This window comes from Lysobacter firmicutimachus (assembly GCF_037027445.1).
Taxonomy (GTDB): domain Bacteria; phylum Pseudomonadota; class Gammaproteobacteria; order Xanthomonadales; family Xanthomonadaceae; genus Lysobacter; species Lysobacter firmicutimachus.
Genome location: NZ_JBANDL010000002.1, coordinates 1,079,930 through 1,095,092 on the forward strand (window position 1 = coordinate 1,079,930; position 15,163 = coordinate 1,095,092).

11 protein-coding genes are annotated in these 15,163 nt (G+C 63.6%); 10 read left to right on the plus strand and 1 reads right to left on the minus strand.

The features are described 5' to 3' along the window. Positions 1–71: 71 nt before the first annotated feature. The 10 genes from V2J18_RS04595 to V2J18_RS04640 all read left to right on the plus strand — a co-directional run bounded on the left by V2J18_RS04595 (position 72) and on the right by V2J18_RS04640 (position 12,794). Positions 72–290 (plus strand): HP1242/YdcH family protein, encoded by a 219-nt coding sequence (locus tag V2J18_RS04595; RefSeq protein WP_064749147.1) that lies wholly within the window; start codon positions 72–74, stop codon positions 288–290. 324 nt (positions 291–614) lie between these two features. Continuing rightward, positions 615–1,985: a pyridoxal-phosphate dependent enzyme gene (locus V2J18_RS04600; protein ID WP_336131169.1), complete on the plus strand. Its 1,371-nt coding sequence runs from the start codon at positions 615–617 to the stop codon at positions 1,983–1,985. A 239-nt stretch (positions 1,986–2,224) separates the two neighbouring features. Beyond that, entirely contained in the window at positions 2,225–3,406 is a 1,182-nt protein-coding gene (locus V2J18_RS04605) for a cystathionine gamma-synthase (protein WP_064745887.1), read from the plus strand. Between the two features lie 48 nt (positions 3,407–3,454). Beyond that, positions 3,455–4,798: a glycosyltransferase family 4 protein gene (locus V2J18_RS04610; protein WP_064745921.1), complete on the plus strand. Its 1,344-nt coding sequence runs from the start codon at positions 3,455–3,457 to the stop codon at positions 4,796–4,798. An 87-nt stretch (positions 4,799–4,885) separates the two neighbouring features. After that, positions 4,886–5,680 (plus strand): ABC transporter permease, encoded by a 795-nt coding sequence (locus V2J18_RS04615; RefSeq protein ID WP_087960642.1) that lies wholly within the window; start codon positions 4,886–4,888, stop codon positions 5,678–5,680. Then, positions 5,677–6,909, plus strand: a complete 1,233-nt coding sequence (locus V2J18_RS04620) for an ABC transporter ATP-binding protein (protein WP_064745888.1) — start codon at positions 5,677–5,679, stop codon at positions 6,907–6,909. Before V2J18_RS04615 ends, V2J18_RS04620 begins: the two co-directional genes overlap by 4 nt. Positions 6,910–7,008: 99 nt before the next feature. After that, positions 7,009–8,400 carry a methyltransferase domain-containing protein gene (locus V2J18_RS04625; RefSeq protein ID WP_336131173.1) on the plus strand — a complete coding sequence of 464 codons (1,392 nt, stop codon included), beginning with the start codon at positions 7,009–7,011 and terminating at the stop codon, positions 8,398–8,400. After that, positions 8,397–9,317, plus strand: coding sequence for a GDP-mannose 4,6-dehydratase (locus tag V2J18_RS04630; RefSeq protein WP_336131174.1), 921 nt, complete (start codon positions 8,397–8,399; stop codon positions 9,315–9,317). The genes V2J18_RS04625 and V2J18_RS04630 overlap by 4 nt, the downstream gene beginning before the upstream one ends. After that, the gene (locus tag V2J18_RS04635) at positions 9,314–10,288 is read left to right on the plus strand and encodes a GDP-mannose 4,6-dehydratase (protein ID WP_064745891.1); all 975 of its coding nucleotides are present in this window, start codon (positions 9,314–9,316) and stop codon (positions 10,286–10,288) included. Before V2J18_RS04630 ends, V2J18_RS04635 begins: the two co-directional genes overlap by 4 nt. Positions 10,289–10,334: 46 nt before the next feature. Next, positions 10,335–12,794 carry a glycosyltransferase family 4 protein gene (locus tag V2J18_RS04640; RefSeq protein WP_336131176.1) on the plus strand — a complete coding sequence of 820 codons (2,460 nt, stop codon included), beginning with the start codon at positions 10,335–10,337 and terminating at the stop codon, positions 12,792–12,794. A 96-nt stretch (positions 12,795–12,890) separates the two neighbouring features. Here the strand turns inward: V2J18_RS04640 and V2J18_RS04645 are convergent, their stop codons facing one another. Continuing rightward, a complete protein-coding gene (locus V2J18_RS04645) occupies positions 12,891–15,035 on the minus strand; it encodes a DUF7024 domain-containing protein (RefSeq protein ID WP_336131178.1) in 2,145 nt (714 codons plus the stop codon). Between the last annotated feature and the right edge of the window lie 128 nt (positions 15,036–15,163).

The following is a 15,163-nucleotide window of genomic DNA, read 5'->3' on the forward strand; positions in this document are numbered from 1 at the left end:
CACCTCACGCTCCCCCGCGACGCCCTGGTCTCACGGCCGGGGCGTTTGCATTAGTGCTGAAGGAGGCTTTCATGTTCGAAGAACGACCGCAGCCCGAAATCGACGCGCTCATCAAGAGCAATCCGGAGTTCAAGCAGCTCTACCAGCGCCACAAGGACCTCGACAAGAAGGTCATGGACGCCGAGCTCGGCGTGTTGCCGATCGACGACACCACCCTGGGGCAGATGAAGCGCGAGAAGCTGGCTGCGAAGGACCGCCTGGTGCAGCTTTACGAGCAGCAGCACCACTGAAGGATGCTGCGGCGCCGGCGCGAGGCCGGTGCCGCGACGGCGGGGACGGCGATGTCCCGGCCAGGATCGAAGCGGACCCCGACCCGCCCGCGGTCGCGGTCCCCGGCTTAGCGCGGGCGGCGGCGGTCATCCTCGTCGACCGCCGCCGCCCGCGGCTACCACGCCCGCGCCTTGGCGCTCATCGTCCGGATTCGTACCGGAACCGGCGAGCCCGTCGCGACCGCGGCGCCGGCACGCTGCGTTCTCCGCGGCCGGCGGGCGCAGCCCGCGGAGGCCCCGCTAGAATGGCCGGGAACCGCCGCATGGAGCGGCTGCAGGATCCGCATGGCCATTCACTCTTCCGTACTCGAACTCATCGGCAATACTCCGATCGTCAAGGCGCAGCGCCTGGATACCGGCGTCTGCGAGCTTTACTTCAAGCTCGAATCGCAGAACCCCGGCGGGTCGATCAAGGACCGGATCGGTCTGTCGATGATCGAAGCCGCCGAGAAGGCCGGCAAGATCAAGCCCGGCGACACCCTGGTCGAGGGCACCGCCGGCAACACCGGCATCGGCCTGGCCCTGGTCGCCCAACAGAAGGGCTACAAGCTGCTGCTGGTGGTGCCGGACAAGATGAGCCGGGAGAAGATCTTCAACCTCAAGGCGATGGGCGCGCAGGTCGTGCTGACCCGGTCCGACGTCGCCAAGGGCCACCCGGATTACTACCAGGACATGGCCGAGCGGATCGCCCGCGAGACCCCGGGCGCGTATTTCATCAATCAGTTCGGCAACCCCGACAACCCGGCCGCGCACGAGTTCGGCACCGGCCCGGAAATCCTCGCCCAGATGGACGGCAAGCTCGATGCGATCGTGTTCGGTTGCGGCAGCTCCGGCACCATGACCGGCCTGTCGCGCGCGTTCGCCAAGCTGTCGCCGTCGACCGAGCTGGTCCTGGCCGACCCGGTCGGTTCGATCCTGGAGGAATACATCAACCGCGGCACGCTGTCGGACAAGTCGGCGAGCTGGATGGTCGAGGGCATCGGCGAGGACTTCCTGCCGCCGATCTCGGACTTCACCCGGGTCAAGCGGGCCTATGCGATCTCCGACAAGGAAAGCTTCCTGACCGCGCGCGAACTGCTGGAGAAGGAGGGCATCCTCGGCGGCTCCTCGACCGGCACCCTGCTGGCCGCGGCGCTGAAGTACTGCCGCGAGCAGACCGAGCCCAAGAAGGTGCTGGTGTTCGTCTGCGACACCGGCAACAAGTACCTGTCGAAGATGTACAACGACTACTGGATGCTCGACAACGGCTTCATCGAGCGTCCGCGCCACGGCGACCTGCGCGATCTGATCCTGCGCCCGTACTCGCAGCGCGACACGGTCGTGGTCGGTCCCGGCGACCTGCTGGTGACGGCGTACCAGCGCATGAAGCTCTACGACGTATCGCAGTTGCCGGTGATGGACGGCGAGCACATCATCGGCATCGTCGACGAGAGCGACGTGCTGCTGCACGTCTACGGCGACGAGTCGCGCTTCCGCGACCCGGTGTCGACCGCGATGGTCAGCAAGCTCGACAAGATCCCGGTCGGCGAGCCGATCGAGTCGTTGCTGCCGGTGTTCGACCGCGGCCATGTCGCCATCGTCATGGACGGCGAACGCTTCCTCGGCCTGATCACCCGCATCGACTTGCTGAACTTCCTGCGCCGCCGGGTGCAGTGACCGGCCGGCGGGCGGGCGCGCCGCGACGGCGCGCCCGCGTTCAGGACGACCGGGCCGGGCGGCACGCCTTCCACCCGTTCAGTTCGCGACCGGGCGCACAGACTCGGTCGCGCCGGCCGCCACGGCCCGCCTGCACCCCGGCTGAAGTCCCGGCCGGCGCGAAGAGCCCCTCACCGCGGCAATGTTAGAATTCGCGGTTACGCCAAATGGCGCGACATCCAGCGAATGGGACGGATTCAATGAGCCAACAGCAGGCAAAGGGCGGGGCGTCCAAGCTCGGCCTCGGCACTCTCGCGATCCATGCGGGACAGTCGCCCGACCCCAGCACCGGCGCGGTCATGCCGCCGATCTACGCGACCTCGACCTACGCCCAGCGCAGCCCCGGCGAACACCAGGGCTTCGAGTACTCGCGCAGCCACAACCCGACCCGCTTCGCCTACGAGCGCTGCGTCGCCGGCCTGGAAGGCGGTAGCCGCGGCTACGCCTTCGCCTCCGGCCTGGCCGCGACCTCGACCATCCTCGAGCTGTTCGACGCCGGCAGCCACGTGATCGCGATGGACGACGTCTACGGCGGCACCTACCGCCTGTTCGAGCGCGTCCGCCGCCGCTCCGCCGGACTGGACTTCAGCTGGGTCGACCTCAGCGACGTCGCCGCCTTCGAGGCGGCGATCCGCCCCGAAACCAAGCTGGTCTGGATCGAGACCCCGACCAACCCGTTGCTGAAGCTGGTCGACATCGCCGCGATCGCCGCGATCGCGCGCAAGCGCGGCCTGGTGGTGGTGGTCGACAACACCTTCTCCTCGCCGATCCTGCAGCGCCCGCTCGAACTGGGCGCGCACATCGTCATGCACTCGGCGACCAAGTACCTCAACGGCCATTCCGACATCGTCGGCGGCATGGCCGTGGTCGGCGACGACGCCGACCTGGCCGAGCGCCTGGGCTTCCTGCAGAACGCGGTCGGCGGTATCCAGGGCCCGTTCGACAGCTTCCTGGCCTTGCGCGGCCTGAAGACCCTGCACCTGCGGATGAAGGCGCACTGCGAGAACGCGCAGGTCCTGGCCGAGTGGCTGGAAACCCATCCCGCGGTCGAGAAGGTGATCTATCCGGGCCTGAAGTCGCATCCGCAGCACGCCCTGGCCCAGCGCCAGATGCACGGCTACGGCGGCATGATCAGCCTCTTCGTCAAGGGCGGCCTGGACGGCGCGCGGCGGATGATGGAACGCTGCGAGCTGTTCACCATCGCCGAGTCGCTCGGCGGCGTGGAAAGCCTGGTCAATCATCCGGCGGTGATGACCCACGCCTCGATCCCGCCCGATCGCCGCGCCGCCCTGGGCATCGCCGACAACCTGGTGCGCCTGAGCGTGGGCGTGGAGGATGCGGCCGACCTGAAGGCCGAGCTCGAGCGGGCGCTGAGTGCTTAAGACCATGATCGTGGTGCGCTGGAAGCTCGCGTGCAGGAGCGCGCGCCCATGACCGCTGCCGCTTTCGACTCCACCCGCGGCCTGTTGGCGCTGTGGGCCTGGGGGCGCCGGCAAGCCTGGCTACAAGGCGTGTATCGGCTTGTTCCGCAGCGCGCCCGCTACAAGGTGTCGTTCGAACTGGCGCGCCGGGCGAGCCGACGCACCCGCTTCCCGCGAACCGAGTCCTGGTCGCGGCCCATAGCGACGTCCACGCCGGCGGCGCCGGCGGCGCCGGCGATCGGCGCGGGAGCCAACATCCTGGGCTACCTGCGCGGCCAGTTCGGTTTGGCCGAAAGCGCGCGAATGTATTCACGCGCGCTGCTCGATGCGCGTTATCCCGTGGCTCTGTTCGATGTCGCCATCGATCTGCCGCACGGTCTCGACGACCGCAGTGTCGAGGCGCATATCGGCGACGCCACGCCTTACTCAACCAGCATCCTATTCGTCAATCCCGATTGTCTGCAGCCGGCTATGGATCTCATCGGCCCGGCGCGCCTGCGCGGCAAGCGGTTGATCGCCTGCTGGTTTTGGGAGTTGCAGGACATTCCGCACGATTGGTTGCCGGCGATCGAGCTGGTGGACGAAATCATGGTCGCGTCCGAGTTCGTCAAGGACGCCTTCGAGCGGGTCACCGACAAGCCGGTGTTCTGCGTCCCGTTGCCGTTGAGCCCGGTGCCCGACAGCGGCCTGCAGCGTGGCGACTTCGGCTTGCCGGAAGATTCTTTCGTTTTCCTGTGTACGTTCGACTTCAACTCCTGGGTGCATCGCAAGAATCCGTTCGCGGTGATCGAGGCTTTTCGGCGGGCGTTTCCGCAAGGTCGCGATGACGTGCAGCTGCTGGTTAAGTCCAGCAACGGCCATCGCCACCCGGACAAGTTCCTCGAGCTGCTGGCGGCAAGCGCACAGGATCCGCGCATAGTGGTGCGCGACGAAGTCATCGACCGCGCGCATGTTCACGCCCTGCAGCGTTGCGCCGACGTCTACGTATCGCTGCATCGCGCCGAAGGCTTCGGCTTGGGGCTGGCCGAGTGCATGGCAATGGGCAAGCCGGTAATCGCCACCGGGTGGTCCGGCAACGTCGACTTCATGGACCAGGCCAACAGCTGTTTGGTTGGCTATCGGCTGGTGCCGGTAGGCGACGGAGAATATCCGCATCCCGATGGAGCGCTGTGGGCCGAGGCCGATGTGGACGAGGCAGCCGCGCACATGCGGCGCCTGGCCGACGACCGCGGCTATGCGGCGGGCTTAGGCGCGCGCGCGGCGCAGTCCGTTGCGGCGAGGTTATCTCCGCAAGCAGCTGCGGCGGCGCTGATCGCGCGACTCGAAGCCGGGTCGGTCGGAGGACTGAGCTGATGCGTTCCGGTTGCATCATCGGCGCCGCACGAATCGGATCCGCATCGTGCGGTCCGCGCGTCGCCTCGGATTTGGTTGGAGACCTCAATGCGTGACCTGATTCTCGCGATATGGCGCTATCGCTTCTTCATCGCCTCATCAATCAAGAATGATCTGCGTTCGCGTTTCGTGCGCAGCAAGCTAGGCGGCTTATGGATGATCATCCATCCGCTGATGCAGGTGCTGATCTTCGCCCTGATTCTGTCGGAGGTGCTGGCGGCCAAGCTGCCTGGCATCGACAACAAGTACGCCTATGCGCTGTACCTGATGGCTGGAATGACGTGCTGGTCGTTGTTTGCCGAGACCATCTCGCGCTTCCTGAGCCTTTTCGTCGATAACGGCAACCTGATGAAGAAGATGGCGTTCCCGCGCATCTGCCTGCCGATCATCGCGGCTGGCACCACGTTGGTGAACAACGTGTTGTTGTTGCTGGCGATCTTCGCGGTTTTTGCGGTGCTGGGGCATTTCCCCGGCGCCACGGCTTTGTGGTTGCCGTTGTTGATGTTGTTGACCCTTGTGTTGGCGATGGGCTTCGGCATGGTGCTCGGCGTGCTGAACGTGTTCATGCGCGATATCGGCCAAGTGGTGCCTGTGGTGCTGCAGGCGCTGTTCTGGCTGACGCCGGTGGTGTACGTGATCAAGGCCTTGCCGGAGCACTACCATCAGTGGTTCCGGCTCAATCCGATGTATCCGTTGGTGACCAGCTACCAGAACGTGCTCGTGTTCCAGAAGCCGCCGCTGCTGGCGGATCTGGCCTGGTTGTCCGTGTGGGCGGGAGCCTTCATGTTCATCGGTTTCTGGACCTTTCGGCGCGCCAGCCCTGAAATGGTGGACGTGTTATGAATGGCGGCGCATTGCAGGTTCATCGGCTTGGCAAGGCCTATCGGCATTGGCGCAGCGAGTGGCTGCGGGTGGCCTCGTGGTTCGGCCTCTACACCGGCGTCGCGGATGAGCATTGGGTGTTGCGCGACGTTTCGTTCTCCGTCGCGCCCGGCGAGAGCGTCGGTATCGTCGGCCAGAATGGCGCCGGCAAGAGCACCTTGCTCAAGTTGGTGACCGGCACCTCGCGGCCGACCGAAGGCGCGGTGGGCGTGCAAGGCCGGGTCGCGGCGATCCTGGAGCTGGGGATGGGCTTCAACCCCGATCTTACCGGCCGCCAGAACGCATTCCATTCGGCCGGTCTGATGGGCTATTCCGAGTCCCAGATCGCCGCCGTGATGCCCGAGATCGAGCGCTTCGCGGAGATCGGCGAGTACTTCGACGAACCGGCGCGGACGTATTCCAGCGGCATGCAGATGCGCGTAGCTTTCAGCGTGGCGACCGCGATCCGGCCTGACGTGCTGATCGTCGACGAAGCGCTGTCGGTCGGCGACGCCTATTTCGTCCATAAGAGCTTCCAGCGTATTCGCGAGTTCCGCGAAGCGGGAACGACCTTGCTGATCGTTTCCCACGATGCGGTCGCGATCCAGTCGATGTGCGACCGTGCGGTACTGCTGGATGCGGGGCGTTTGGTATTGGACGGGCCGCCGCAGGAAGTCTTCGACTATTACAACGCGATGATCGCGGACAAGGAAAACGCCTCGATCCGGATCGAGGCCAGCCAGGGCCACGTGGCCACCCATTCCGGCTCGGGCGAAGCGGTGTTCGAATCGGTCGGGTTGTTCGACGCACAGGGGCAGCCGGTCGAGTTCGTCGAAGTGGGGGCGCCGCTGACGCTGCAAGCGCGAGTCCGAGCGAACGAAAAAATTCCACGCCTGATTTTCGGCTACATGCTGCGCGACCGGCTCGGCCAGCCGATTTACGGCACCAACACCGACCACACCGCTCAGCCGGTGGAAGGCTTACGCGAAGGCGACGAAATTGTTTTCCGGGTGTGCTTCCAGGCCGATCTGGGCGTCGGGTCGTATTCAATATCGGTCGCTCTGTCGAGCACCGAAACCCATTTGGTCAAGAACTACGAGTGGCGCGACATGGCCGTGCTGTTCACCGTGGCCAACGCTGCCAAGCCGAGATTCGTGGGTCTTGCTTATCTGCCGGCCTCGATCGAGGTCCAGCATAAGCATGGAGCATGAGGCCTTAGCCGCTGGAGCGTGGTTCGCGGTGAGGGCGACCCTGCGATCCGCGCCGGCATCCAATCGAGATCGAGAGAGAGTGACATGAGTGCTTCATTTATGACGTTCGATGTCGGACACGTGCTTCGCCGCGTCCGCAACGAAGTGGCCCGGCTGGGTGGCAGCCCCGAGGCGTTGGGCGGGGATTTTCTCGACGGGGGAGAGGATTCCCTGCCGCGCTGGCGCCCGGTGACGCCTCCGCTCGAGCGCAAGGCAGCGTACACTCTGGGCGAGCTTCTGGCCTATTCGGACGAGGCTTTCATCGAAAATGCCTACATGGCGATCTTGCGCCGCCGGCCCGACGAAGGCGGCGGCCGCGCCTTGACCGAAGCATTGCGCAGCGGTCAGCTGACCAAGATCGGCGCGCTTGGCGAACTGCGCTGGTCGGCCGAAGGGATGCTGTATCAAACCCACATCGACGGGCTACTGGTTCCCTACACTTTCTTCAAATGGTCGCGCAAACGGCTGATCGGCCCGGCGCTGCGATGGGCCCACGCGGTGTTGCGGCTGGGCGACATGCCCAGGCGCGCCGCGGCCGGAGAGGCGGCGCAGAGTCGCGAGACCCGCGAACTGGGCCGCCTTGTCAACACGCTTTCGCTGGCAACCGAGGCGCGCCTGGCGCGCGTCGAGTCCTGGGTGGACGCCGCCACCATCGCCGCGCGCGAGGAGGCGCGGACCGAAAAGACCTTGTTCGAGCGTTTGGCCCGGGTCGAGGCCTGGATCGATGCCCAGGCCGCCGAGAAGGCGGCGAGCGAATCGCGCGAGCAGGCCTTGGCGCCGTTGTACGTGCGCTTCGAGGAGGCGTTTCGGGGCGCGCCGGATTTGATCCGCCAGCGCGCGCTGCCGTATCTGGGAATGGTACAGGCAGCCGGCTTGGGGACGGCTGCCGCGCCGATCGTCGACGTCGGCTGCGGCAACGGCGAATGGCTGGAATTGCTGCGCGACCACGGCCTGGTCGGACGCGGCATCGATACCAACGCGACGTTCGTGCAGAGCTGCCGCGCACGCGGGCTGGATGCAATGGAAGGTGACGCCCTGGCCTTGTTGGCCTCCATGCCGGACGAGTCGGTCGGCGCCGTCACCGGCATGCACATTGCCGAACATCTGCCGTTCCCGGTCCTGGTGCAACTGGTCGACGAATGCCGGCGGGTCATCCGTCCCGGCGGAATGTTGATCCTGGAGACGCCGAACCCGGAGAATCTGCTGGTCGCATCCCACTATTTTTACTTCGACCCGACTCACCGCAATCCGTTGCCGCCGCTGGCGCTGCAGTGGCTGGCTGGGGAACGTGGCTTCGAGCATGTCACGATCGAGCGACTGACCATCGGACGGGAAATCCAGGCGCCGCCGTTGCTGCCCGAAGATGCAGCCGGCGCGGCTTCGATCAACGTCATGCTGAGCTTGCTGCACGCCGCGCCGGATTACGCGATTGTCGCGAGGCGCGGACAATGAGCGCGGCCAAGCGATTGCTCGTGACCGGCGCGACCGGGTTCGTCGGTGAGCACGTCCGCCTGGCCTGCGTCGCCGGCGGCGCGTTCTCGGGGTGGGAGTTCTGTCCCGCGCCCAAGGGCTGGAATATCTTGGAGGCCGAGCGGGTCAAGGCGCTGGTGTCCGAGGTGCGGCCGGACGGTGTGCTGCACCTGGCCGCGCAGAGCTTCGTGCCGCGCTCCTTCGAAGCGCCGCGTGAGACCCTAGAGGTGAACCTGATGGGCACCTTGAACCTGCTGCAGGCGCTGAGCGCGACGGGGTTCAAGGGGCGCATGATCTATGTGAGTAGCGGCGACGTCTACGGCCGAGTCGCCGACGAGTCGCTGCCGGTCGACGAATCCACCCCGGTCGCGCCGCGCAGCCCCTATGCGGTCAGCAAGGTTGCGGCCGAGCACCTGTGCCTGCAGTGGCAGCGCAGCGAAGGGCTCGAAGCCATGATCGCGCGGCCCTTCAACCATGTCGGCCCAGGCCAGGACGCGCATTTCGTACTGCCTGCGCTGGCGCGCCAGGTGGCCGAGATCGAAAGTGGCCGGAAATCACCCGTCATCGACGCGGGTGACATCTATGCTACCCGCGATTTTACCGATGTGCGCGACGTGGTCGCTGCCTATGCGGCCATGCTGGCCTCCGGCGTGGCAGGGCAGACCTATCTCATTGCATCCGGAAGGGAGCGGCGCGTTCGCGACCTTCTGGATGCAATGTGCGATCTCGCCGGCGTGTCGCCGCAGATCAGGCAGGATCCGGACAAGCTCAGGCCCGCGGAACAGCGCCGGATGGTGGCCGACGCGGGCCTGCTGCGCCGGGATACCGGCTGGATGCCGCGTATCGCATTGGAAAACACACTACTCGATATCTTGAACGACGCAAGGAATAAACTATGAGCAGCACCAAGAGCGCATTGATCACTGGCATCACCGGGCAAGATGGTGCTTACCTCTCCCGTCTTCTCCTCGGCAAAGGATACGAGGTGTACGGCGTGCTTGCTCGGCGCAGCTCTGACACGCTGTGGCGGCTTCGCGAACTCGGCATCGACACCGAGGTCCGCTTGCTCGACGGCGACCTGACCGACCTTTCCTCGATGATCCGCGCCATGGAAATCTCGCGCGCCAGCGAGGTGTACAACCTCGGCGCCCAGAGTTTCGTCGGCAGCTCCTGGCAGCAGCCGCTGCTGACCGCGCAAGTCGACGGCGTCGGCGCGCTGAACGTGCTTGAGGCGGTGCGTATCGTCAACTCGCAGGCCCACTTCTATCAAGCCTCTACCAGTGAAATGTTCGGTCTGATCCAGGCCGAGATGCAAGACGAAAAGACGCCGTTCTATCCGCGCAGTCCGTACGGCGTGGCCAAGCTGATGGCGCACTGGGCGACGGTGAACTATCGCGAGAGCTTTGGTCTGCACGCTTCCAGCGGCATCCTCTTCAATCACGAATCCCCGCTGCGCGGCATCGAGTTCGTAACCCGCAAGGTCACCGACGCGGTCGCGCGGATCAAGCTCGGTAAGCAGAAGGAGCTGCGTTTGGGCAATATCGATGCCAAGCGCGACTGGGGCTTCGCTGGCGACTACGTCGAGGCGATGTGGCTGATGACTCAGCAGGACCGGGCGGACGACTATGTGGTTGCAACCGGGTTGACGACGACTGTGCGCGAAATGTGCGAAATCGCGTTCTCCCATGTCGGTTTGAAGATGGACGATCACTTGGTTATCGATCCCAAGTTCTTCCGTCCGGCCGAAGTGGATGTGTTGCTCGGCAATCCGGCCAAGGCAAAGGCCAAGCTTGGCTGGGCTCCTAAGACTTCGTTGGCCGAACTGATCACGATGATGGTCGACGCGGATCTGCGCCGGCTGTCGCCTTGAGGCGGACGCAGCGCGCGGTACACATACGGTCGAGACAGACAGAAATATGAGAATTGCAGTAGACCTTCAGTCTTGCCAGACCGATTCCCGGGACCGGGGCATCGGGCGTTACGCGATGAGTCTGGTCGCGGCGCTGGCGATGGCGTTGCCCGAGGGCGACGAGTTGGTGATCGCCATCGACGGCACCGACGATCGGCGCGCGAGTGAGGTTCGTCGCGAGCTTCGGCGCGCTGGCGTGGGCGCGAAGGTCGTCGCATACAACTATCCGGCGAGCCGTTTCACCGATCAGTCCCAGGATCTGGTGGCGGCCGCCGGAACGTTGCGATCGCAATTCTTCCGTTCTTTGGATCCGGATGTGGTTTTGGTCAGTTCGTTCTTCGAGCTGGGCAGCAACTTCACCACCGAGCTCGACGAAGCGGTGCTCGATGGAATCAAGACCGCAGTCATCGCGTACGATCTGATCCCGCTGCTGTACCCGGACCGCTACCTGCGTCCAGGCGAGTTTGTGTCCAGCTGGTATCCGGCGAAGATCGAACGGTTCAAGAAGTTCGATATGTTCTTTGCCATTTCCAAGGCGACCAAGCGCGATCTGATCGAGCATCTTGGAATCGAGCCGGAGCGCATCCACGTCATCGACGCGGGCTGGGACGACAAGCTCGCTGTGTCGGCGCACAGCGACGGAGTCGATCGGATCACGGAGCTGGGCATCGATAGGCCGTACGTTCTGATGGTCGGCAACGCCGACTGGCGCAAAAACTGCATGGGCGTCCTGCGCGCATTCTCGGATTTGCCGGCCAGCGTTTCCAAGGAACACCAATTGGTGTTCACCCAGGTCGGCCAAGACGTGCGCGATGCGCTGGAGAAGGAGTACGCCCACCTGCGCGACCGGGTGATCGTAGCGGGCAAGGTCGACGAGGCCACTCTGGCCCAGTTGTACCGCCGTTGCCGGGTGTTCTATTTTCCGTCGTTGTACGAAGGCTTCGGCCTGCCTGTGCTGGAGGCGATGGCGTTCAACGTGCCGGTGCTGTCGTCCTCGCTCGGTGCGTTGCCGGAAGTCGTGCACGACGAGCGCGTCCTGTTCGATCCTGCCGATGCGGCGGCGTCAGAGAGGATACTGCGCCGGGCTCTGCAGGACGAGGCGTTCCGCGAGTCGCTCAGCCGCGGAGCGCGCGAGCACGCGCTGCAGTTCACCTGGGAGCGCTGCGCGCGTTTGCTGCTGGATGGGTTGCGCGAGCGGAGCGTCGTCGGATGCGGCGAGGAGCGCTCACCATGGATTCCGCAGAACGAGGACGTTCAGCGCTTCGCTAGGGCGATGATGCAGACCGAGGCGGATTTCGCCGCAGGCTTGAAGTTCGGACTGGAGTCGATCGCCTCGCGCGGCCGGCGCCGCATTCTGGTCGACATCACCGAGGTGGTGAGGTTGGATGCGCGCAGCGGGATCCAGCGCGTGGTACGCAACTACATGGCCGGCCTGTTCCGCGCCGCACATTCATCGAACGACGCAGTGGTCGAGCCGATCTGTTGGACCGAAGACGGCGTCCAGTACGCGCGTAGTTTCGCCCGCGAGCGCTTCGGCCTGGACTGTGAGGGCGCCGACGATCTGGTTCAGGCGTTCGCGAACGACTTGGTCTTCATGGTGGATTCGTCCTGGTGGTCGCCCAGCCGCTTCGACGAGCTGCATCGGCAGGTCGGGCGGGCCGGCGGCGAGATCGTATGGATGGTATACGACCTCGTGCCGATCAATGCGGCGGAGTACTGCGATCCGGTCATGCCACCTGTGTTCTCTCAGTGGCTGGAACATGTCGCCGCGACCGCCGACGGATGCGTGTGCATCTCGGAAGCTACGCGCGCGGACCTGGAGAGGTTCTTCGACGAACTCAAGATCGAGTCGCGGCCGTGGACGCGGAGCCTGCACCTGGGCAGCGATCTGGAATCGGGGCGGGTAGCGGCCCCGAGCGAGCTGGCTGCGGAAGTGATCGAGAAGATAGGGGCGGCCCCGCTATTCGTCGCGTTGAGCACGCTGGAACCGCGCAAGGACTACGCTACGATACTGACGGCATTCGAAGGCCTTTGGGCGACAGGCGCCGATGCTGTACTGGTGATTATCGGCAAACAGGGATGGAACGTCGAAGCCTTGGCGGAGCGCATCCGCAAGCATTCCGAACTCGGCCGGAGGCTGTTCTGGCTGGACGCGGCCGGTGACGGCGATGTGCAGGCGTTGCTATCCAAGGCCACGGCCCTCATCCAGGCCTCGGTCGCCGAAGGCTTCGGGCTGGCGGTGGTGGAGGCCGGCAGCCTCGGCGTGCCACTGATTCTCAGCGATCTCGCGGTTTTCCGCGAAATCGCTGCCGATGAAGCCTCGTATTTCGCAGTAGGTGATCCGGATGGGCTGGCCGGAATAATTTCCCAAAGTCTGCTCACGGGACGGTGGCTAAAACCAGTGGGCATACGCACCATGACCTGGGCCGAGTCCAGCTCGAGATTGCTGGCGCTTCTGATGCGCTGAGCGGAGCGCATCTGTGAGTGGGTTGAGAACCCTTCACTGTGTCGGTCAACTCCTGTATCGGAGTTCATGGCGGCTTGACTGGCGCTTGAAGCGCAGTCAGTCATATTCTATGCGTAAGCGGATCATTCCGATTCCAAGCTTGCGTACGTCCGCGCTGACTCCAAGCCGCTGCGGAGATATCGGCGCCGCCGGAATGAACTCGATGGCGTTGGTGGATTCGCCAACCAAGTCGACAGGCAATCGCACTTCCTTGCCATCTCCGCCGATTCGTAAGGCATAGCTTTGAGTCCCTATTTTGACGACCACTTTGTCGTTCTCGGGCTGGAATGCTCGGGCCGTCAGTATTAGGGAGAACTTCTTAGGCAGCGGCGATATAAGCTCCAACTTGACGCTTGGAGCGATGTTGGCGTCAGACCAGCGCCCCCATTGCTCACGTCCTGAGAGCCCTGTTGCGTCCTTGACGAAATAAGGCCAGCCGTCCTTGGAAAAATCGACTCCCTCCTTGAACGCGAGCCGCTGGGGGGCGCGCGTGGACTCGCCGGCTGCTGCGGGGATGGGGCTGGAGTTCGAGTCATCTGCCGGCTGCGCGGCATCGTGCTTTGTCGGGCCGAACTTGAAGAAAATGATTTCCCCGTCGGTTCGCGACAGGGCTGCCTTAGAGCCGTAACGTGCGGTTAGCTGTGCTAAGAGTGTGTCCGCATGGTCAGCGAAACCGCGGCGATCGATGTAGATGCCGGCAAATCCCATGCGCTCGACAACTTGGAGTTGTGTGGCCAGTGGTTGGCTGGCGAGCGTCCTATAAAACAGGTCTCCTTTGCGACCTTTCATTCCTCCGAAACTCCAGTTCAGCGCCTTTGAATGCAAGAACCCGATGGCGAGCTCATAGCTGACCAATTGGTGCACCGGCGAGGATTCCGGGAACGGCATGTAGGGAAGCTGGTAGATTGCGCTGCCAGGGGGCAATTGCCGTTCTATTTTGGCTATAAACTCGCGATCTTGATCGAACGCCTGTTCTACCTGCACGTTACAGGGTCGGCAGACTGGGGTGGATTGATCGTAAAGTCCCAAGGATCCTAGCGCCAAGCCGCAGCAGCCCAGCGTCAGTCGGCGCTTTGACGTGGGTACAAGGCGCGCAGTGAGGATCTGTATTGCTAGGAAGCAAAGCGAGATCGAGGCGAAGGCGATGAAGACGCTGATGCGGTTCCAGCCACGAATAGACGCGGAGATTGTGGACGAAAAGAGCGTGCCTAGGCCACCGATGGTGCCGAAAGCGAATAGGACCAGGGCTAATAAGGTTAGGAACGCCAATCTTTGGTCGGTGCTGCCTCCGGAAAGCCGAATCAGCAAGATCGCCCCAGCCAAAAGAAATCCTACTGTTCCGAGCGCGCCCAGCGTGGCGGTCGAATTTTCGTTCACCAACGGAAAGCTGGCCCGATAGGTGTTTCCTATCGCCGCCAAACGCGGAACGCGATGATCGGCTCGAGGCAGGATGAGTTGCATCATCTTAAGCCCGTAAACTTCTGACTCCACCGGCGATCTGGCTGCGACCTCGGGGTTAGGGCCGTTAGCCGCTCTGTTCGCCAGGCTGGGCGCAAGGTTCAGCATAGTGCCAATCACAATCAATGCGATAGCGCCGACGGCAGGAAGCGCAACCGTCGCAGTGCGGTTTCGGATGCCGGCTGCTGCTCCGGCGATGCTAAGGACAATAATACCGAAAAACGCGTAATAGACGCCGAAGCAGGCCAGTAGGATTAAGCTGGCGCAGATGGAGATGAGCTTGCAGGGTCCCAGGGTCTTCAGGTTCCCAGACGGTTCTGCAAAAAAAATCCGCAACCCGACATAAAAGAAGAGCGGTACAACAAAGTACCAGGTGTAGAAAAGATGCGGCAGCCTAAGGAAATGAAAAGGTAGAAAAGCAAACGCAAGCGACGCGCTAGCTGCCAGGTTGCGAGACAGTCCCAATGTTCTGAGCACGCAGAACGCGGCGATGAACGTCGCTGGAAAACCCAGTAGGAAGTAGAGATTGAAAGCCGACTGATAGCTGCCGGTAATGGCGCCAAGCAGTTTCAGCAACGCGAGGTTGGCTGCGTCTGAGTTTGGATAGTCGAGAAAGTTCGAACCAAATGGGTAGCCGTTGCGGGGATTATCCGATAGCCAGCCCTCCATGACACGCTGGATCATCCAAGAATGGCTCAATCCATCGCCGGAATAGACGTAAGGATAGTTCAGGTTCGGCAGCAAACCTTCAGGCCATCCTGACATTAGAATGCTGGCGAGTACGAAGCTGAAGATCGCTCCTAGCGACCACCACCTCCAATCGGATGCAAACACGCCTCGTATCGACGCAGGCCTGAAGGGCTGTAAAGGAG